This window comes from Chroococcidiopsis sp. SAG 2025 (genome assembly GCF_032860985.1).
Lineage (GTDB): Bacteria > Cyanobacteriota > Cyanobacteriia > Cyanobacteriales > Chroococcidiopsidaceae > Chroococcidiopsis.
On record NZ_JAOCNC010000001.1, the window covers coordinates 4,138,118 to 4,157,574 of the forward strand.

Genomic DNA, 19,457 nt, shown 5'->3' on the forward strand with positions numbered 1-19,457 from the left:
ATATCACTACGGTTCAGTTAAGGCTCAAAGTGTTGTAAATTAAGCATTGTTCCCAAGAATGGAAAGTGAGTGTAGTGCATCTGAAGGATTTCTCATTGTTGTCTCCTACGATACAAAGTAGTGATGTGTTCAAAGCGATAGAGGCAGCCATCCCATCCACGGAGATCGAGCAAGCGATCGCTAAAACTAAAGTTTGTGAACAACGTAAACGCTCGTTACCAGCACAATTGGTAATTTGTTTGGTAATTGCGATGAGTCTGTGGTCACGAGATTCGATGAGAGATGTGCTGAAAAACTTAATTGATGGGCTGAGCGAAGCATGGGTGAAAGTGGGGAAATACTGGCGAGTTTTTGTAAATCAGCAATAACGCAAGCCCGACAACGATTAAGTCCAAGGGTGATGAGTCAATTGTTCCATCAACTGGTGCGACCAATGGCTAGCACCGATACCAAAGGAGCATTTCTCAATGGATTGCGAATTGTGGTAATTGATCGGACTTGCTTCGATCTGCCAGACAGCGATGAAAATGCGAGAGTTTTGGTCGTCCGAGCAGCCGTCCTGGCACACAAGCCGCATTTCCCAAACTGCGATTAGTCATTTTGGTAGAAGCAGGAACACATTTAATCTTTGATGCATTGATGTGTCCATATCGAATAGGAGAACGAGTGCGGGCATTAAGATTATTACGCTCCGTGAGTTCAGGGATGTTGTTGATGTGGGACAGAGGGTTACATTCTTATGCAATGGTGCAAGCAACTGTCACAACTGGTAGCGATTATTTAGGAAGAATTCCCGCAAATGTCAAGTTTTGTGCGAAGAACCACTGGCGGATGGTTCTTATCTGAGTTGGATTTATCCACCTGCTAAATTCCGCTCAAAAGCTTGCCAGCCCATACAAGTCCGAGTGATTGAATACACAATTGGTAATACCGACAACCCAGAGGAACAACTAAGATATCGCTTAATTACCAGCTTATTGGAATTGGAGAAATTTCCGGCTCAACTACTGGCGATTGAATATCATCAACGCTGGAAGTAGAAAATACTATTGATGAACTCAAAGTACATTTATCAGGACGAAAAACTCATATTCGCTCTCAAAACCGCGTGAAGTTGTGCAGGAAGTTTACGGGTGGTTGTTAGGACACTGGGCTGTGCGGTTATTGATGTTTCAAGCTGCAAAGAGCGCGGGTATCACTCCTTTGCGTCTGAGTTTCACTGGGACATTGCGAGTTATTCGTCGTGCTATCCCGAAATTTCAACGCTTGCAATCACAAGAACTCCCCTTTTTAAGTTGGTTAACTGTAGAGATTTTAGACACTCTGTTACCTGAACGAGTTTCTCGTACCAATCCCAGAGTTGTAAAAACCTGTATCCAAGTTTCGCTCAAAAAGCCAAGACATCGAGCCACCCCTCCCGAACCAATCCTCCTATTTTCTTTATCCTCAGCACAGCGTAGCCTTAAATGAACCGTATTGACTTATCAATTACCTTTTTGTCGGTCTTTCTAGTCTTTTAAATACAGTCAAAACGATCAAAGCCAACACAGAACTAACTAGACCCGTTTGCCATAAGCCGCAACCAGCAGCAATTCCCAAGCCAGCAGAAACCCAAGTCGCTGCCGCTGAAGTGAGTCCCCGTACCCGATCTATGCGAGCTTGCGATTGAGTTTCGCGCAAAATTTCTCCAGCGCCAATAAACCCTACTCCAGCAGCAATTCCTTGAATGACGCGACTAATCGCATCACGCCCTTCTTCTGCTGTCGCCACGATTTGCAGTGGAATCAGAATTAACAATGCCGAACCCAAACTGACTAGCATATGCGTGCGTAAACCCGCAGGTTTACGACCGATTTGGCGCTCTAAACCCAGAATTGCCCCAAATACCAAAGCCATAGCTAGCCTGAAGCAAATACTTAACCAATCATTAGGAGCAAAAGATATGTTGGTCATTGGTTCTTTGTTGCGGTGTAGAGACGTTACAGGTAACGTCTCTACATAGATCGTTGATAACTGACAACTGTTAACTGTTCGCTGTTAAAAACTGCCGCAAGCGCAGCAAGCCCAACGTCTGAGCCAAATTGATTGGTAGTAAGGATACGCCTTCGATGCGCGATTGTACCCAACCTTCGCCCCAATACCATTCGTGAAATCCATCGATTCCACCGTGGAGCAATAGGCGCAAACAATTTGGTTTTGCCACTTCTACTTGATGTTCGATCGCTACGGGTCCAATCCAACTAGTAAAAGTCAGACCTGAATGGAGTTGTTCTGGCATTCCTGAAGCTAACCGTTGTGGCGATAGCCATTTTTGCATCTGTTCGGGACGCAACAAACTATCTTTAATTGCTGCTGCTGATGCCTCTACTTCAATCCGTAACTCACTATTTTGAAAACTACCCCACATAATTTATGACTCCAGTACTAATGCGATCGTAGCTTTTTACAGTTATCAGTTACCAGTTATCAGTGACCAATTTGCAATTGATTCCGACTCCCGACTCCTGACTCCCGAAGTATTTTAGAGTAAAGTATAAAGCTGCATTTCCTAATTGAAGGAGGAATTGGTGAAAAAGCTGGTCTGGGTGGCAGGGGGGATTTGTTTGGCAGTTGTGGGGTTGGCGCGTCCGGTGTGGACGCAGGAAACGCTGTCTATCGGAGTCGCGGGAATTGATGCCCAACGGCTGCATGAATTACCTTACAACTTAATTGGGCGGAAAATTGCGATCGGTCAGGTGGAGATTGGACGACCTGGAAAGTTTGGCTTGGATAAGGCGGTTTCCAAACAACCTGCGATCGCCCCAGCTGGCGTGTTTTTGCGTAATGGTGCGGCTAAGGCAAATACGAATATCGACCCCCACGCCCAAAATGTTGCCAGCATTATGATTAGCGATCGCAAAACTCTGGCAGGGATCGCCCCAGGAGCTAGGTTATACTCGACTGCGGTAGGCTCGGTGAAGTATGCCGGACAGCCGGAAGAATGTTTATCCGCACAATCGACAGCAAACCGCAATAGCGGTGACGTGCGGGCGATTAATTTTAGTTTTGGTGAAACTTTGGAACGCGACCCGCGACCGGAGGCGAGATTAGATGGTAATTCTCTACTAACTCGCTGTCTGGATTGGTCTAGCCGCGTCCACGATGTGTTGTATGTTATTGCCGGAAATCAGGGGAAGGGCGGAATTCCCATTCCTACCGATAATTACAACGGCATGAATATTGCTTTTTCCTCCCGTCAAGACGGAATTTTCCGCAAAGTTGATGTGACTAATTTAAGTGCCGCTGGTGGTGGCGTGAAGGGTAGATTGCGGGGACGGGAAATGAATCTCGGTACGCGGCAGTCGATTAGTTTGGTTGCTCCTGGCAACAGGGTTTATGCCCTCAACCCCGATGCTAAGGTCAAGGAGGTTACGGGTACGAGTTTTGCCGCACCTCACGTTACAGCTACAGTGGCGCTGTTACAGGAATATGGGGATAAACAGATTAAGAAGCAGGCGATCGCCTCTCGTTCCCCTTTCCAAGGGGGCTTGGGGGGATCTACACAGAATTGGAGTTTGGATGCTCGTCGCCATCAGGTGATGAAAGCAGTGTTGCTCAACTCTGCTGATAAAGTTCAAGATGCGGGTGATGGCTTGCGATTAGGGATGAGTAAGACAATTGTGGATAAACAAAATCGCAATTGGATAGATTCTGATGCTTACCGTCAGCCCAGAGTTTCTTTAAATTCTGAAATTGGTGCAGGTCAATTGAATGCTTTTCGCGCCTACGAACAGTTTAAAGCAGGTCAGTGGCAATCTTGGCAACCAGTTCCAGCGATGGGGTGGAACTATCATCAAGTTAAAGCTAACTCTGCTGAAGATTACGTCCTCGCCGCACCTTTGAAACAGGGTAGTTATGTTGCAATTACCATAGTATGGGATCGCTTAGTAGAATTGAGAGATAAAAATCAAAATAGTGAATTCGATCTCGGAGAAGATTTTCGCGATCGCGGTTTAAATAATCTCGACCTTTACTTATTAAATGCAGACTCCAACGCTGCTGCTAGTAATACTTGTACCTCAACTAGCGAGGTTGATAGTATCGAGCATATTTTTTGTCCAGTTCCCACTACAGGCAATTATAAAATTCGCGTCCTATTTCGCCAACAAGTAAATCAACCCTCTCAACCTTACGCGATCGCCTGGTGGACTGTACCTACTAAGTAAGTCAAAAGTTAAAAGCTAAAAGTCAAAAAGTGAAATTTTTCAACTTTCTAACTTTCTATTTGGAGAAAGCTAGGAGCTTCAGACTCAATTATTGGTACGCTTAAAGCTGGTTTCATGCCTTCGAGCTTCTGAGTCTTTGGAGCTGTCAACAAAGACAGTAGCTTAGGCAAGCTGAGACACAGAGCCATGTTAGCAAAAGTTAGAACTAGACAATCGATGAAATTCATAGCTGCAATTGCCTCCCTAAAAATTCCCACTAAACGCTATGCGTTTCTTGGATATCTCTTTAGTGTGCAGCATGTTTAACCCAAAAGATCGAATCGATACTTTTGAGTTTCTTTTCACTGTAATAAGCTAACTTTATTAATCTATTTGTCGCTATTGCCTGTATATTTAAAATATAACCTTCTTTGTAACAAAATAGAAATATAAAAGAAAATTTATAGTAATTAAAGCAAAAAGTGAATAGATTAGGAGCGGTCAATTGTCTACAAGCAAGATTAGCCAAAACTTTTTCATCTGCTCCCTACTCCCTGCTCGTGCGCTCCCCACTATATTAGTGAGATTTATGTGTAGGGTGGGCAATGCCAACCTTACTACGACCATGGGATTTAAAACTGCACTTCATACTCAACCACAGCTTGCGTATCGTCGGCAAAATCTGTCGCGGCGCGGACGCGGGTGTTGTCGTTCAAGCGATAGCTCAAACCGAATTGAGCTGGTTGTTGTGCAGTTAAGAATGTCAAAACCGAGACATAAGCATTGCGCGTGATATCAACGCCAGCCTCAGCTGCTAGACCAAGAGTAGAAGAGCGCGATCGCTCCTCGTTCGAGATCGCGGTGGGGAACAAGCGCAGCTCTGATAAACCCAAGGCATTGCCAATGTCGGTAAACGTATTTTGAAAGTTACCTAATATAGCTGTTCCTGCCAGATTAACTAGTCCCGTCGCCGTATCACCACCACCCTGCCCTGCCAAGGTTTGCGCGAAACCACCACCAATCAAAGCGATAATCTCTGATTGACTGCGGGAAGGGCTACTTGTCAGTTCTAAATTTTCAAATAATTGGCTAGCTGGTCCTTTAGCAATTGCCCGCACGCGAACGGTATTTACGGAACCGATATCTGTAGATAAAGTATTGTCGGAAACTTCGCTACTAATATTAGTAGAAGGAACTTGCGATCGCGTCACTTCTGGTACTGATGCGATTAATCGAACGTCAAGGGTCGGATCTAAAGCTTGTTTTGGTGTAAATGTGGCTTTCTGGTCGTAGCCCCGCTCCAACTCAAATTGAGTCGTAAATAAATTCACGCTGCCACGTTCTAACTCGATCGTTCCTTGAGGGCGCAGATCGCCCAGCATACCGTTTACCACCAGAGTTCCAGCCGCTTGAAAGTCTAGAATCGGTGGTAACGTTACGGAAACATTATTTCCTAAAGTCAGCTGCAGATCGTTCAACTCTACGGGCGCTTCAGCCGCTGGAGCAGGCGTACCTCCCCCTTGTCCCCCTTGTCCCCCAGGCGTAGCAGGAGCATTCGTAGTCGGTAGAAAAACCTGACCGTCCGCTAGCAATACCTGACCGCCAATAACGGGGTTGAGTGCGGAACCAGTGACAGTAACTTTACCGTTAACGCCTCCTTGATACAGGTTGGGTAAATTCAGTGCCAACCGATCTAAAGAGACAATCAGAGGATTAGCAGTATCTGGGTCGCTAGCAGCCAAATTCTCAAAAATAGGAATCACGCCTTGGGCAACCACCTGACCCCTGGAAAAATCGCCTTGAATTCCCTTGACGAGAATGCGATCTTCGTTAAATAGCACCGTACCATTGACATTTGTTAATGGATTTGCTAAAGCCGCAGCAGTAATAGTGGCATTTTTGACTTGGGCAATTCCCTTCGCTTCTGGCTGCTTGAGAGTACCGCGTACTTGCAGTTGAACTTGCCCTTCACCGCCTTTCCATGCTACTTGGTCGGTTAAAACATTGAGTAAGGCTAATCCTTGATTTTGGACGTTGACATCTAAACGAATCCGATCGCTATCCGGTTTAACCGCAGCGAAAGGTAATTGTAAGGGAATACTACCAGTTGCCGTTAATGGGTCGGGTCCAGCAATCAGAATGTTGCTACCGAAACCGAGACGGGCATTAGCATAGCTGAAACTAGCCGCAGCTGATTCTACGGGGTTTTGATTGATCGTGCCTTCACGGAGTTGAAATTCTCCGACTGCTAGGGGGTTCTCGGTACTACCAGCGATGGTTGCCGTACCGTCTACATTACCTGTCACGGCGATCGGTAATTCGACAAAATCATTGAGTAGGCTTAACGGAAAGCCCCTAACTCGTAACTGACCTGATTGCTGTTCGCTGCTAAAACGACCAGTTAAAGCTACAGCGGTGTTTTCGTCCAATCGTACCCGCGCGGGGAGTAAGGTTAGCACTCCTTGATTAAAGTTACCAGTAGCAACGAGGCGATCGGCGGTATATTTGCCCCACTGCCATTTATCTCCTCTCAAATTGAAATCAGCGGCAATGCCCTGTTGGGGAGAACTACTAGCAGTAATTTCGCCGCCAAAAGTTCCTTGAAGTTCGGCTAAAGCTGGAACTGGAAAAGCATCCTCACGTTGCTGGCGCTGCTGTTGGAGTAAAACTAAAACTTCCGAATAACGACGTAGTTGAGTTAATAGCGATCTATTTGGTGCGCCGACTTGTAAGATTCCTAAATCTTTTGCTGTAGCATAATCGGGAGGCTGAAAACCGCGTTGCAGGTCTTCAAAGTCATAAATTTGCAGGGCGCTGAGGATATCTTGAATGTTGCCTTGGACGATATTCGCTTTAGCTTGAAATTGAGGACCTTGAGGAGTTTGGTTGAAGCTACCTGCTAAAGCATAGCGACTTTGACCTTTGACAAATTCACCATTAGTCAGCGTCCCGCCACCGTTCCCGTACCGAAATTGTGCCGCTAAGCGATCGCCCTGCAATCTACCTATACCAGGTTGAGTTACAGCCACATCTCCTTGGGCGGTTAGACGGTCGGGATTGACTGTCAAATCGGCTGACAAAATGCCCCTGACCGGACCCGTGAGGTAGGGGTTAGCTGGTGCAGACAAATTCAGCACCCGTAAAGGAAAATTTTCGACATTGACTAATAAATTCTCGCCCTGACTTCTACCAGTGGCGATCGCCTCATCCAATCTCACCGTAAAATTATTCGGGCGATAGTCGGGGTTGAGATTGACAGCAACGCGATCGTTTTGATTCCCAACTAAATCTAAATCTAATCCCCTACCCGGTTGCAGCCGTAAATCTCCAGCTAATAGCGGGTCGAAAGCTACGTTGTTGACAGCAAAGTTTTGCAGCCGCACGTTACCTACAACATTCGGTACTGGTAAATTGCCCGTAACCTGTCCGACAAAACTGACTCTACCCGCCACGTTACTATTAGGTGGCAACTGTACGGGAGCGTTTTTGAGATCGTAGTCCCGCACTTTGACGTTAAAATTTAACCCTGTTATCGAGGCAACATTTTGCGGGTCAATATCAACCCTGCCATTCGCTTGAATATTTCTAGACGTGAGTTGGGGAATATTTAAAGTCTTGCCATTCCAATTTAAGGAAGCAGTCAGGGGTTGTCCGATTAACTCCTCCGACAAGCGAACTCGCCCCGCTGCTGTAATTCCTGCCGGACTGAATTCGCTGATAGTTCCGGCTAAGTTGGCATCTCCTGTCAGTAAACCTCGTAATTGTGGATTAAATCGATTGAGCTGGATTCCATTCGTATTAACTGCTACTTGCCAGCGACCGTTATTGAGCTGAATCTCCCTAGCATTAATCGTACCTCCGGCAACATTTAACCTTCCCGTGCCGCTACCCCGTAAAGTTTCTGGAGTAAAAGCCGTGGTACTACCCGATAGATTCAGCCTTCCATTCAAACTTCCTGCATACTGAGGAGGTACGGGGGCGAGGCGTTGCAATTGTAATCCCGTTGCTTGCAATTGAGTTTGCCAGCGTCCGGCGGCTACCTGGATACTAGGAACGTTAATCGTACCCCCACCAATACCTGTTAATTGACCCGCACCTGTAGCAGTGAGTTGTTGTGGTTTAGCTGGGTCGAGCGTACCAGCAAGATTGAACGTACCATTTACCGGATTTTGCAAGCTGGGCGGGACTTGGGTTAACTGTCCCAATCTCACCCCAGACGCTTTAATTGCTGCTTTCCAACGTTGGTTGACCAACTCCCCAGCCGCCGAAACATCACCTCCAGCCACGCGGAAAATTGTATCGCGCAGGAAGAGGTTGTTAGCGTTGTAAATAACGAGCTGTCCTTTACCTGGATATGTCGCTTGGGGTGCTTGCCAGTTAACAACTGTACGGGGTTTCTCTGGCGTACCTGAAACTTGGGCTTGGGCGGTGACAATTCCCACTTTCGCAGCTTGGTTAGTTACGCCGTAGGCTTTGGCGATCGCATCCCCTGGAATATTATTAGCAATAAATTTAAAATCTAATCCTGCTGTTTGTTCCGGTTTGAGGGCTAGTTTCAGCGTCCCGTTACCCGTTACCTTACCCCCAGCAGCAGGCATAGCTGATATATTGGGAAAATTTAACGTTCCCGCTCCCGTATCCAGGGTAAAATTCGTACTAACTCGACTGATATTCAACCGATCTAACCGGACTGGTTTGATGTTTACCACATCTCCAGTCAAAACAGATGCTTCTAAGGGTCCTGTCAGTTTGACTTGCGATCGAAAAACACCGTCAACAGGTACGGGTACCTGTAATTTTAAGCTGGAAATTGCGGCGGCGGCGCTGACAGCATCGACGTAAGCCGAGAGATTGAAGCCTTTTTCGATATCCAGAGAACCCTTAGCCACAGCTGGAATTTTGCCATAGCTACTAGCAACGTTATCTAGGTAAATTTCCGTTCCCTTAAACTGCAACCTTCCCTGCGAATTATTAAAGGCTTGCGGTAATTGGTTAACTTGAGCTGTAACCTTGTTTAGGTCGGCAGTACCGTACAAACCCAACAGTTTTACAGGCGTGAGTTCGGCTTTAAAGTCGCTGTTGACTCGACCACCTTGAATGACTAACGGCAATTCAATCAGCCGCGTTAGATCGGAAGCTAGAAATTCTTGCGTATTAATATTGATACTGGCTCGTCCCGACTCGACGCGAAAATCTCCATCAAGCTTTAGCTCTCCGCCTGTCTGCGGTTTCCCAGCTAAATTAAAATCAATCAGATTATAGTTCTCGCGAAAAGTTGCTTCTCCGTTAACTTGGTTGAGGGTGACAGTGTTACGTGGCGTAGAACGGGTCAGTTGTTGAACGTTAGACACTAAAACTGCTTGAGCATTCCGCCAGCCAAGCCGATTGAGAGCAATTTGAATTGGACCTCCCGCTTCACCACCCGTAGCAATATCAGTATTTACCCAGCGTCCTTGGGTATCTTGCTGCACGTAAACTTTTGGGTTAACAAGCGTGACATCTAAGGGTAAAGTGCGAGTCAAAAGCACTGATAAGGGGTTATAGTTTACCTCCACTGCCTCAATCGATGCCGTATCTGGATCGGTAGCAGTAGCCGGGACAGAAGTAGCACCCAAGCGTAACCCCGTCAAACCAAACCGTTCGACGCGCCCGACTTTAATCGGTCGTTTGAGGGTTTGGGAAAGATTTTTTTCGACAAGTGGCGATAGCTGTTCGTAAATGAATCGATTTATCCACCACGCACCCGCTGCTACCCCTACCAATATTGGTACGCCAATAGCAACAGTAGTCCGACTAAATAAGATATTCTTGAGACGGTTGGGTCGAGGAGACTGTCGAGAATCTTCAGTTTCCGGCTCAGTGAAATTAGACATAACCCCTCACGGCTGATCTGGACGGCTAGAGCTAGTGGCAAAAACCCACACCTGGGAGCAGCGCCAACTTTAAGGATAATTCAAGAATTTAAATGTGAAATTATCGTTACGGGATTGTTAACATCTATTTGCACAAAATAACCAAATATATTACCCGTTCATCAAAAAAACTGCGTCTACACAAAGGTATATAAGAAGAGAGCTGAGGAGGCGCTCGGGATCTGAGGGAGAAGTCGTAAGTCGTAAGTCACTGATAACTGCTCCCTGCTCGTGCGCTCCCTGCTCCCTGACAACTGATAACTGATTAAGATTATGGTTAACAAGAAACAAAGGGATGACTGAAGGTAAATTGGAACGGAGGGAGTTATGATTGCACCCATGCGTGTATTTGTGTTACTGTTTAATGCCCGCACGGAAAATGAGGGCATTCATACTATTCAAACAGGCGATCGCAATAAGGTATTGATGTTTGAGTCAGAAGATGATGCAGCACGTTTTGCCTTAATGCTAGAAGCACAAGATTTTCCCGCCCCTACGGTGGAAGCGATGGATGCAGAGGAAATCAAGGATTTTTGCGACAGTGCTGGCTATGACTGGGAAGTTGTTCCAGAAGGTGCGCTGGCACTTCCACCAGAAATCAACATAGAGCAAACCGACTGGCAACTAGATGATGAAGATAAACCCTTAGTCGAAGAAAAGTCTGACTCAGATATGTCCGATAATGAGTTGGATAGCATTAAGCGGCGATTAGAGGGATTATTGTGAGTCGGGAGTCGGGAGTCGGGAGTGAAAGAAAGGTAATGACCAATGGCTAATGACCAGTGACCAATGACTAATGACCAATGACTAATGACTAATGACAAATTATGGATCGCGGTCATCTACTAACAGAACAGGTAAATCCTAACAGTCAAAACTTAGACCGACTGAGTTGTTTGGAGTTGGTAGAGTTGTTTAACTGCGAGGATGCGAAAGCAGTAGCGGCGGTGGCAGAAGCGAAACAAGAATTAGCTGAGGCGATCGCCCGCACGTCAAGAGCGTTGCGTCACGGAGGACGGCTGTTTTATATTGGAGCGGGAACGAGTGGGCGTTTGGGTGTATTGGATGCATCAGAATGTCCGCCAACGTTTTGCACGCCGCCAGAAATGGTACAGGGAATTATTGCTGGGGGTGCAGCGGCTTTAGTTCGCAGTTCGGAAGATTTGGAGGATCGGGCGGAGGATGGCGCAGGTGCGATCGCCCAACATAAAATTACTCAGTTAGATGTCGTGGTGGGCATTACCGCAGGGGGAACCACGCCTTACGTTCAGGGTGCGTTGCAAGCAGCCAAAGCTAGAGGAGCTACGACAATTTTTATTGCTTGCGTACCCCAAGAGCAAGTTCAAATTGATGTGGATGTGGATATTCGCCTGTTAGTAGGAGCGGAGATTTTAGCAGGTTCGACGCGACTCAAAGCCGGAACTGCTACCAAATTGGCATTAAATATTATTTCTACGGGGACAATGGTGCAGTTGGGCAAAGTTTACGGCAATCGCATGGTAGATGTTGCCGTAACAAATAGTAAGTTACGCGATCGCGCTTTACGCATTTTACGCGACCTCACCGATTTAGAAGCCGATGCAGCTGAAACATTACTCGATCGCAGTGGCAGATCGGTAAAATTAGCTTTATTAATGCATTGGACGGGGTTAGAAAAAGAAGCAGGCGATCGGTTGTTGGTAGAACACAAGGGTAATCTGAGGGCTGCGATTGCAAGTTGTAAAAATTCCATAATTAGCACATAGACCCCCGACTCCCTCATTTTCCAAGGGTGACGCACTCCGCTACAGTAGACTTATGCTCCATAGCTGCGATCGCAATTCAAAATGTTTACTACGGCATCAGAAACCCCCATCATCCTCACCGTTGTCTTGGTTGCACTCGGTATCTTGAGTTGGGGCTTTATCAGGGCGAGGCGATTTGGCAAACTCGGTATTCTTGCCTGGTTACAGTCAGTAGTGCTGATCTCTCCCTGGCTGCTATTCTTTGGCTTATTCGCCACGGGAATTTATCTCAATTTGGCGGGAGTGTTGCTGTTAATCGTCGCTTCTACAGCGATATATGTGTTTCTCGGCAATCGCCTCCGTGCCGCTGGTCAAGATGCGATTCTCCGCGCCAAAGCCACAGAAAAACTAGCAGGTAACTCGACAACCCCAGAACCAAATGCAGCAGATGATGGTTCGGTCAAGGCAGTAGAAATACTGAACAAACCGGAGGTGATGCCCATCCCAGATGAAGACCTGACTGCCATTCGCGGTATTTTTGGCATCGACACATTTTTTGCCACAGAGTCAATTCCCTATCAGGATGGCGTAATTTTCAAAGGTAACCTACGCGGAGAACCAGAAGAAGTTTACAATCGCCTCAATACAACTTTGCAAGAACGCATGGGAGCTAGCGAAACGGCTCCAGAGAAACCCCGTTATCGCTTATTTTTAGTCGAAAATGTCGATGGTAGACCAGTCGTCATCGTCCTTCCTAGCCGCAACGACCCCCGCCCCTCAACCGTAGGACAAAAGATTTTCGCGCTAGTCCTCTTTCTGGCTACCATTGCCACTAGTTTAGAAACTGCTGGTATTCTGCAAGGATTTGACTTCTTTACAACTCCAGCTCGTTTCCCGGAAGCTTTACCGATTGCCTTAGGAATTTTGGCTGTTTTAGCCGCTCATGAAATCGGACACCGGGTATTAGCCCAGCGCTACCAAGTTCGTCTCAGTCCTCCCTTCTTCCTGCCAACGCTGCAAATCGGAGCATTTGGAGCAATTACGCGGATTGAGTCGCTACTACCCAGCCGTACAGCCTTATTTGACATTGCCATAGCTGGTCCCGTGGCTGGGGGTGTTGTTTCCTTACTCATGCTGTTTGCGGGTCTAATCCTCTCGCATCCAGGCAGTATGTATCAAGTCCCATCGCAATTTTTTCAAGGCTCAATTTTGGTGGGAGCTTTATCTAAAGTTGTGTTAGGTTCTGCCGTCAACCAAGCTTTGGTAGACGTTCACCCGCTGACAATTATCGGCTGGTTAGGTTTGGTAATTACAGCACTGAATCTGATGCCAGCTGGACAGTTAGATGGTGGGCGAGTCGTACAAGCAATTTACGGGCGTAAAACCGCCGGACGCACGACTTTTGCAACAGTCATCGTTTTGGCGATCGCATCTTTAGCTAATCCGTTAGCTTTATACTGGGCAGTTGTTATCCTTTTCTTGCAACGAGATTTAGAACGCCCTAGCCTGAACGAGTTAACAGAACCAAATGACGCAAGAGCAGCTTTAGGTTTATTAGCGCTCTTTTTGATGATAGCCATCCTCCTACCCCTCACGCCCGCATTAGCAGGACGCTTGGGAATTGGTGGTTAAAAGAAATCTCCAAGTCCCCCTTTTGAAGGGGGATTTAGGGGGATCTCAAAGTCCCCCTTTTTCAAGGGAATCTAGGGGAATCTAATATCAAAATAAAAACATTGCTTCACATTTCCCACATCACCTTTTTTTGAAGTTTTTATCTTGTTGACTTCGCTTTTATAAAGTTATCAACAGCAAATCTATATTTCTCTCAAATCTGATATTTCAGCAATATTTCATCATAAAAATCATAATAATTCCTTGTAAAAACTCAATAAAAGACCTGTACAAGCGCTGAAAATAAGAAACCATAATTTTCACTGAAGCGCTTGAATTTTGCCTGAGTCAGACTTGAACTCAACGAGTTCTATTAAAGTCTTCGGCTCTGTGTCAAAAGTTCTAATTCATCAATATCAAGTAGAAAGAGCAAGAATTATCCGCTCTCAAGGAACGTTTCAGACAGATTCTCTGCTGATTGCTTTTCAAAAATTACTGTATGAATACTGTAAGAGTAAAGCTTTTCAGTTAATTCCAAAACTAGATTATCAAACGAGAATTGGTAAAGTTATTTACCCTAACGGTATAGTTAAAGATGCTCTGCGCCTAAATTGGGGTTATTGGAATAGAGAGAGTGACAATTTAGATCGAGAAATTGAAAATAAACTATCCCAAGGTTACCCAGATAGCAATATTTTATTTGAAGACTCGCAAACAGCAGTTTTAATTCAAGCTGGAACTGAAGTTATGCGCGTTTCCATGCAAGATGGAGACGCACTAGAGCAAATTCTCAATCGTTTTCTCAACTATGTTCCTCCAGAAGTAAGAGATTTTCGCGCTGCGATAGAGACGTTCAAGCAAGACTTACCAACAATTCTCAATACACTACGAGACATGTTGGAACAACAAAGCGCTAGAAATCCAGAATTTCAAAGGGCAAAACATCAAATTTGGGAAATTTGCAAAGAATCAATTAATCCTGAAATTACTTTATTAGATATTCGGGAAATGATGATTCAGCATATTTTAACAGAAGATATTTTTAGCAATATATTTAATGAATCTCAATATTATCGAGAAAATAATATTGCTCGCGAATTACAACAAGCTTTAAATACTTTACAAGCAGTACAAAAACAATTTATTGAGTTCTATCGAACGTTACTATGGTGTGATTAGAAAAAATGCTACTAATATCTACAACCATTCTGAAAAACAAAAGTTTTTAAAAGCCATTTACGAAAACTTTTATCAAGCATATAATCCTCAAGCAGCCGATCGCTTGGGGATTGTTTATACACCAAATGAGGTGGTTCGCTTTATCATCGAAAGCGTGGATTATTTACTAGAACGGCATTTTCACAAGAAATTAGCTTCAAAAAATATTGAAATTCTCGATCCTGCAACTGGTACGGGAACGTTTTATCTGAATTAATTGAATATTTACCAAAAATAAACTGACATATAAGTATAAAACGAAATTTTTGTAACGAGATTGCAATTTTACCTTATTACATAGCTAATCTGAATGTTGAATTTACTTACAAGCAAAAGATGAAGAGATATGAAGAATTTAAAAATATTTCTTTTGTCGATACTCTAGAACACGCCTTTTTTGAAGAAGGTAGACAAGAAGATTCCTTTAGCTTAAATATAGAAAACAACGAACGCATTCAACGCCAAAATAATCGCATTATTTCTGTAATTATTGGCAATCCTCCGTATCATAGCGATCGCAACATCAGTTATCCCTGCGATCGATCGCCGTGTGAGAGAGACTTATATTAGAAATAGTCAAGCGCGGAAAACGAAAGCATACGATCTATACGCTAGATTTCTGCGTTGGGCATCCGATCGCTTGGGTGAAAATGGTATTATTGCTTTTGTTTCTAATAATTCTTTTATCGATGCTCGGACTTACGATGGTTTAAGAAAAGTTATTGCTGAAGAATTTAACGAAATTTATATTATTAATCTTAAAGGAAACGCTCGAACGAGTGGCGATCGAGGCATCGAGAAGGAGGTAATATATTTAATGCAATACGGTTCATTTAAGGCTACGCTGTGCTGAGGATAAAGAAAATAGGAGGATTGGTTCGGGAGGGGTGGCTCGATGTCTTGCTTTTTGAGCGAAACTTGGATACAGGTTTTTACAACTCTGGGATTGGTACGAGAAACTCGTTCAGGTAACAGAGTGTCTAAAATCTCTACAGTTAACCAACTTAAAAAAGGGGAGTTCTTGTGATTGCAAGCGTTGAAATTTCGGGATAGCACGACGAATAACTCGCAATGTCCCAGTGAAACTCAGACGCAAAGGAGTGATACCCGCGCTCTTTGCAGCTTGAAACATCAATAACCGCACAGCCCAGTGTCCTAACAACCACCCGTAAACTTCCTGCACAACTTCACGCGGTTTTGAGAGCGAATATGAGTTTTTCGTCCTGATAAATGTACTTTGAGTTCATCAATAGTATTTTCTACTTCCCAGCGTTGATGATATTCAATCGCCAGTAGTTGAGCCGGAAATTTCTCCAATTCCAATAAGCTGGTAATTAAGCGATATCTTAGTTGTTCCTCTGGGTTGTCGGTATTACCAATTGTGTATTCAATCACTCGGACTTGTATGGGCTGGCAAGCTTTTGAGCGAATTAGCAGGTGGATAAATCCAACTCAGATAAGAACCATCCGCCAGTGGTTCTTCGCACAAAAACTTGACATTTGCGGGAATTCTTCCTAAATAATCGCTACCAGTTGTGACAGTTGCTTGCACCATTGCATAAGAATGTAACCCTCTGTCCCACATCAACAACATCCCTGAACTCACGGAGCGTAATAATCTTAATGCCCGCACTCGTTCTCCTATTCGATATGGACACATCAATGCATCAAAGATTAAATGTGTTCCTGCTTCTACCAAAATGACTAATCGCAGTTTGGGAAATGCGGCTTGTGTGCCAGGACGGCTGCTCGGACGACCAAAAACTCTCGCATTTTCATCGCTGTCTGGCAGATCGAAGCAAGTCCGATCAATTACCACAATTCGCAATCCATTGAGAAATGCTCCTTTGGTATCGGTGCTAGCCATTGGTCGCACCAGTTGATGGAACAATTGACTCATCACCCTTGGACTTAATCGTTGTCGGGCTTGCGTTATTGCTGATTTACAAAAACTCGCCAGTATTTCCCCACTTTCACCCATGCTTCGCTCAGCCCATCAATTAAGTTTTTCAGCACATCTCTCATCGAATCTCGTGACCACAGACTCATCGCAATTACCAAACAAATTACCAATTGTGCTGGTAACGAGCGTTTACGTTGTTCACAAACTTTAGTTTTAGCGATCGCTTGCTCGATCTCCGTGGATGGGATGGCTGCCTCTATCGCTTTGAACACATCACTACTTTGTATCGTAGGAGACAACAATGAGAAATCCTTCAGATGCACTACACTCACTGAGATCTTGCACCATTCTCAATAAAGGGGTTGCCAAAAGAGCCAAAATCTGGAAGAAAGGGCGTAGGAATAATTTGAGTTGACGATTATGGAAACCATCGTCGAATACGCCCAAGGGCTAGTCTATAGCCTTCTTTGCTTAATGCCTAGCACATACCAGAAAGCCAGTCTAAACGCCCTGTTCGGGCTGTTTCTTGAAGCTCAAGGATATCCTTTACCCCAGCACACCCAGGTGAAATCCGCTTCTTCATTGAGTCGATTTTTGAATCACACAATTGGTCTACTCGTAGCGTGATTCGCACGACTCGTCAAATGGTGTTGCAGCAAGTGACCGCTCATCCCCTCATCCAAGCACTCCTTTGCGAGTGTTGATCGATCTAACGACATTCGAAAAGTGCGGCAAGTTTTTGCAGTTGAGTACGCCGACGAATGACCCCAAGGCACCTGACCCCTGGGTGAGAATACTTAACGGTAAGCGGGGATTACATTTAGTAGTATTGTACCTGGTGGTGGGTGAGTGGCGAGTGCTGCTTGAGCTTTCGGGTCTGGCGGGGCAAAGGCTATCAAGCGCCCAGTACAATTAGCCTGCAAGTTGTTGGCAACGGTTCCAACCCAGTTGAGTCAGGGCAGGGTGGTCATTGTACAGGCAGATACGGAGTTTGGCACCGTAGAGTTTCTCAAAGCAGTGCGAAAGCAGTCGTGGCGAGCAGTCGTGGGGATGCGCTGCAATCGCAAAATGCAGGACGGTCGTCATCTAAAGCAACTGTATCGCCATGAACCGTGGACAACAGGTGTATTTAGCGGGAGACACACAGCCACTGACGGTGTCCTGGTTCTGGCTCAAACGAGCCGAAGGCAAGCGAGAACTGCGCTTTGTCGTTTCTACCCATCCTTACTCTGGCATTTATCTGGTGCGGCTAGGACGTAAGCGCTCTTGCATTGAGGGCTTTTTCAAAACGAGCAAACATCGTTTTGGGCTGCATCGCTTTGGGCAAACTACGAAACTTGGTGTCTATCGCTGGCTCATCAAGAGCGCTAATTGCCTATCTATTGGCGCATTGGATTGACCAATGGTCACTACCTCCTGTCCTGGATTGGAAAGCTGCCAGTGATTTGGCATTAACTGTACTGTTTCCCTCGGTTCTGTGGTTACAATTGCTGCGGTTCATCCGAGTCAATGCTGACATTGCTGCACAATTCGATTTTGAAATTATCCTCAAACCTTTACCCATTCTTGCTTATCGAGAATGCTGCAAGATCTGAGCTCACTTTCCATTCTTGGGAACAATGCTTAATTTACAACACTTTGAGCCTTAACTGAACCGTAGTGATTGATAAGTCGGGTAAACGCACAGTCGTAAGTCAGAATTAAGTGGTCACTGGTCAGGAGTCACTGGTCACTGAATATTTGTCCTGCATTAACTGAGAGAATTTGCGATGCTTGGAGCCACTGGGAATCGAAGGCAGCTAAATGAGTTGTGGCAATCAAAGTTTGAAAACGGTCTTGAATTGCTTCTAGAAGTTGATTCTGACGGTTGAGATCGAGTTCTGCCAAGACATCATCTAGTAATAATAGCGGTGGTTCTCCGACAACGGCTTCGATCAGTTTCAATTCTGCTAGCTTGAGGGCTAAAACTAAAGTGCGCTGTTGACCTTGGGAACCATATTGTTTAGCAGGAGTTTGATTAATGATCAATTCAATTTCATCTCGGTGGGGACCGACCAAAGTTGTACCTTGATGTTGCTCGGCGATCGCTCTTTGCTCGATCTTGTCTAAGAAAGCTTGCTGTACTCCTTCAGGGTGAGTTTCGGTGAACGGTACGTTTGGAGCATACCTAATTTGCAGAACCTCGGCGCGATCGCTAATGCTAGCGTGCCACTCAGCAGCCAAGGGTGCTAAACGCTCGATCGCCCGCGCCCTTCTCCTCACTACCCTCGAACCAATAGTTACCAGTTGCGCATCCCAAGCCGCTAATTCTTCCTTCTCCTGTACGGGCATTGGAAACCCGCCTCTACTTTTCAAAAATGCATTTCTCTGCCGCAATACCTGATTGTATTGCTGCCAGATATGGGCGTATACGGGTTCTAACTGGATTAACAGCGTATCCACCCAGTGACGGCGCTGTTCTGGCGCACCCCGCACCAGTTCTAAATCTAAACTGGAAAATTCTACAGCATTGAGAACACCTAAAAAATCCAGTTGACGGCGCAACTGTTCGCTGTTGAGAGCCACCGTCCGCCGCCCCTGACGGCGCAGAGTTACAGATAGATCGATGATGCCTGTTTGTCGCTCTAGCGTAGCGTGAATTTGCCCAAACGCCTCTCCATCCTTGACAAGATCGCGATCGCGTGCCAAACGGTGCGATCGCAACGTTGCCAGCAATTCCACTGCTTCTAATAAATTTGACTTACCCTGAGCGTTATTACCTACCAATATTGTTTTAGGAGCAGCGAAATCAACTCGCTGCTCCTGATAATTCCGAAATTGCTTCAAGTGGAGGGTTTTGAGGAACATATAAGGGAGTGGGGAGTAGGGAGTCGGGAGTCGGGTAAGAGGTAAGATGTTAAATTCT

At 45.4% G+C, this 19,457-nt stretch carries 11 protein-coding genes and 3 pseudogenes; 9 read left to right on the forward strand and 5 right to left on the reverse strand.

Translation table 11 applies throughout. The features are described 5' to 3' along the window. The first annotated feature begins 164 nt into the window (after positions 1-164). Positions 165-1,470 (forward strand): annotated as a pseudogene (locus N4J56_RS19990) (IS4 family transposase). 18 nt (positions 1,471-1,488) lie between these two features. Here N4J56_RS19990 and N4J56_RS19995 read toward each other — a convergent pair. Further along, positions 1,489-1,953, reverse strand: a complete 465-nt coding sequence (locus N4J56_RS19995; protein ID WP_317108036.1) for an MgtC/SapB family protein — start codon at positions 1,951-1,953, stop codon at positions 1,489-1,491. A gap of 70 nt (positions 1,954-2,023) precedes the next feature. Continuing rightward, positions 2,024-2,407 (reverse strand): hypothetical protein, encoded by a 384-nt coding sequence (locus N4J56_RS20000; protein ID WP_317108037.1) that lies wholly within the window; start codon positions 2,405-2,407, stop codon positions 2,024-2,026. 157 nt (positions 2,408-2,564) lie between these two features. Between N4J56_RS20000 and N4J56_RS20005 the strand changes: the two genes are divergently transcribed. Further along, positions 2,565-4,205: a S8 family serine peptidase gene (locus N4J56_RS20005; protein WP_410500359.1), complete on the forward strand. Its 1,641-nt coding sequence runs from the start codon at positions 2,565-2,567 to the stop codon at positions 4,203-4,205. 611 nt (positions 4,206-4,816) lie between these two features. Here the strand turns inward: N4J56_RS20005 and N4J56_RS20010 are convergent. Beyond that, positions 4,817-10,057, reverse strand: a complete 5,241-nt coding sequence (locus N4J56_RS20010; RefSeq protein WP_317108039.1) for a translocation/assembly module TamB domain-containing protein — start codon at positions 10,055-10,057, stop codon at positions 4,817-4,819. 366 nt (positions 10,058-10,423) lie between these two features. Between N4J56_RS20010 and N4J56_RS20015 the strand changes: the two genes are divergently transcribed. The 4 genes and pseudogenes from N4J56_RS20015 to N4J56_RS41130 all read left to right on the forward strand — a co-directional run. Further along, complete coding sequence (locus N4J56_RS20015) at positions 10,424-10,822, forward strand: DUF3110 domain-containing protein (RefSeq protein WP_317108040.1); 399 nt, start codon at positions 10,424-10,426, stop codon at positions 10,820-10,822. A gap of 101 nt (positions 10,823-10,923) precedes the next feature. After that, on the forward strand, positions 10,924-11,841 hold the full coding sequence (gene murQ / locus N4J56_RS20020) for an N-acetylmuramic acid 6-phosphate etherase (protein WP_317108041.1): 918 nt from the start codon (positions 10,924-10,926) through the stop codon (positions 11,839-11,841). Between the two features lie 81 nt (positions 11,842-11,922). After that, complete coding sequence (locus tag N4J56_RS20025; protein ID WP_317108042.1) at positions 11,923-13,452, forward strand: site-2 protease family protein; 1,530 nt, start codon at positions 11,923-11,925, stop codon at positions 13,450-13,452. A 369-nt stretch (positions 13,453-13,821) separates the two neighbouring features. Then, positions 13,822-15,424, forward strand: a pseudogene (locus N4J56_RS41130) (N-6 DNA methylase); the annotation flags it as partial. Between the two features lie 189 nt (positions 15,425-15,613). Here the strand turns inward: N4J56_RS41130 and N4J56_RS20050 are convergent. Next, positions 15,614-16,785, reverse strand: a pseudogene (locus tag N4J56_RS20050) (IS4 family transposase). 630 nt (positions 16,786-17,415) lie between these two features. Between N4J56_RS20050 and N4J56_RS20055 the strand changes: the two are divergent. From N4J56_RS20055 to N4J56_RS20065, 3 genes are read left to right on the forward strand one after another with little or no spacing between them, the layout of a single operon-like run. Then, on the forward strand, positions 17,416-17,661 hold the full coding sequence (locus tag N4J56_RS20055; RefSeq protein WP_317108047.1) for a hypothetical protein: 246 nt from the start codon (positions 17,416-17,418) through the stop codon (positions 17,659-17,661). Then, positions 17,658-17,951 (forward strand): hypothetical protein, encoded by a 294-nt coding sequence (locus N4J56_RS20060; RefSeq protein ID WP_317108048.1) that lies wholly within the window; start codon positions 17,658-17,660, stop codon positions 17,949-17,951. The genes N4J56_RS20055 and N4J56_RS20060 overlap by 4 nt, the downstream gene beginning before the upstream one ends. A gap of 46 nt (positions 17,952-17,997) precedes the next feature. Beyond that, a complete protein-coding gene (locus N4J56_RS20065) occupies positions 17,998-18,147 on the forward strand; it encodes a hypothetical protein (RefSeq protein ID WP_317106469.1) in 150 nt (49 codons plus the stop codon). A 127-nt stretch (positions 18,148-18,274) separates the two neighbouring features. Here the strand turns inward: N4J56_RS20065 and recF are convergent, their stop codons facing one another. Next, on the reverse strand, positions 18,275-19,399 hold the full coding sequence (recF, locus tag N4J56_RS20070; protein WP_317108049.1) for a DNA replication/repair protein RecF: 1,125 nt from the start codon (positions 19,397-19,399) through the stop codon (positions 18,275-18,277). Positions 19,400-19,457 lie beyond the last annotated feature (58 nt).

What these genes read in the sequence shown, in the direction of transcription:
- N4J56_RS19995 (WP_317108036.1), bottom strand. Translation starts at nt 1,953, where the DNA reads ATGACCAACATATCTTTTGCTCCTAATGATTGGTTAAGTATTTGCTTC.
- N4J56_RS20000 (WP_317108037.1), bottom strand. Translation starts at nt 2,407, where the DNA reads ATGTGGGGTAGTTTTCAAAATAGTGAGTTACGGATTGAAGTAGAGGCA.
- N4J56_RS20010 (WP_317108039.1), bottom strand. Translation starts at nt 10,057, where the DNA reads ATGTCTAATTTCACTGAGCCGGAAACTGAAGATTCTCGACAGTCTCCT.
- N4J56_RS20015 (WP_317108040.1), top strand. Translation starts at nt 10,424, where the DNA reads ATGATTGCACCCATGCGTGTATTTGTGTTACTGTTTAATGCCCGCACG.
- murQ (WP_317108041.1), top strand. Translation starts at nt 10,924, where the DNA reads ATGGATCGCGGTCATCTACTAACAGAACAGGTAAATCCTAACAGTCAA.
- N4J56_RS20025 (WP_317108042.1), top strand. Translation starts at nt 11,923, where the DNA reads ATGTTTACTACGGCATCAGAAACCCCCATCATCCTCACCGTTGTCTTG.
- N4J56_RS20060 (WP_317108048.1), top strand. Translation starts at nt 17,658, where the DNA reads ATGAACCGTGGACAACAGGTGTATTTAGCGGGAGACACACAGCCACTG.
- recF (WP_317108049.1), bottom strand. Translation starts at nt 19,399, where the DNA reads ATGTTCCTCAAAACCCTCCACTTGAAGCAATTTCGGAATTATCAGGAG.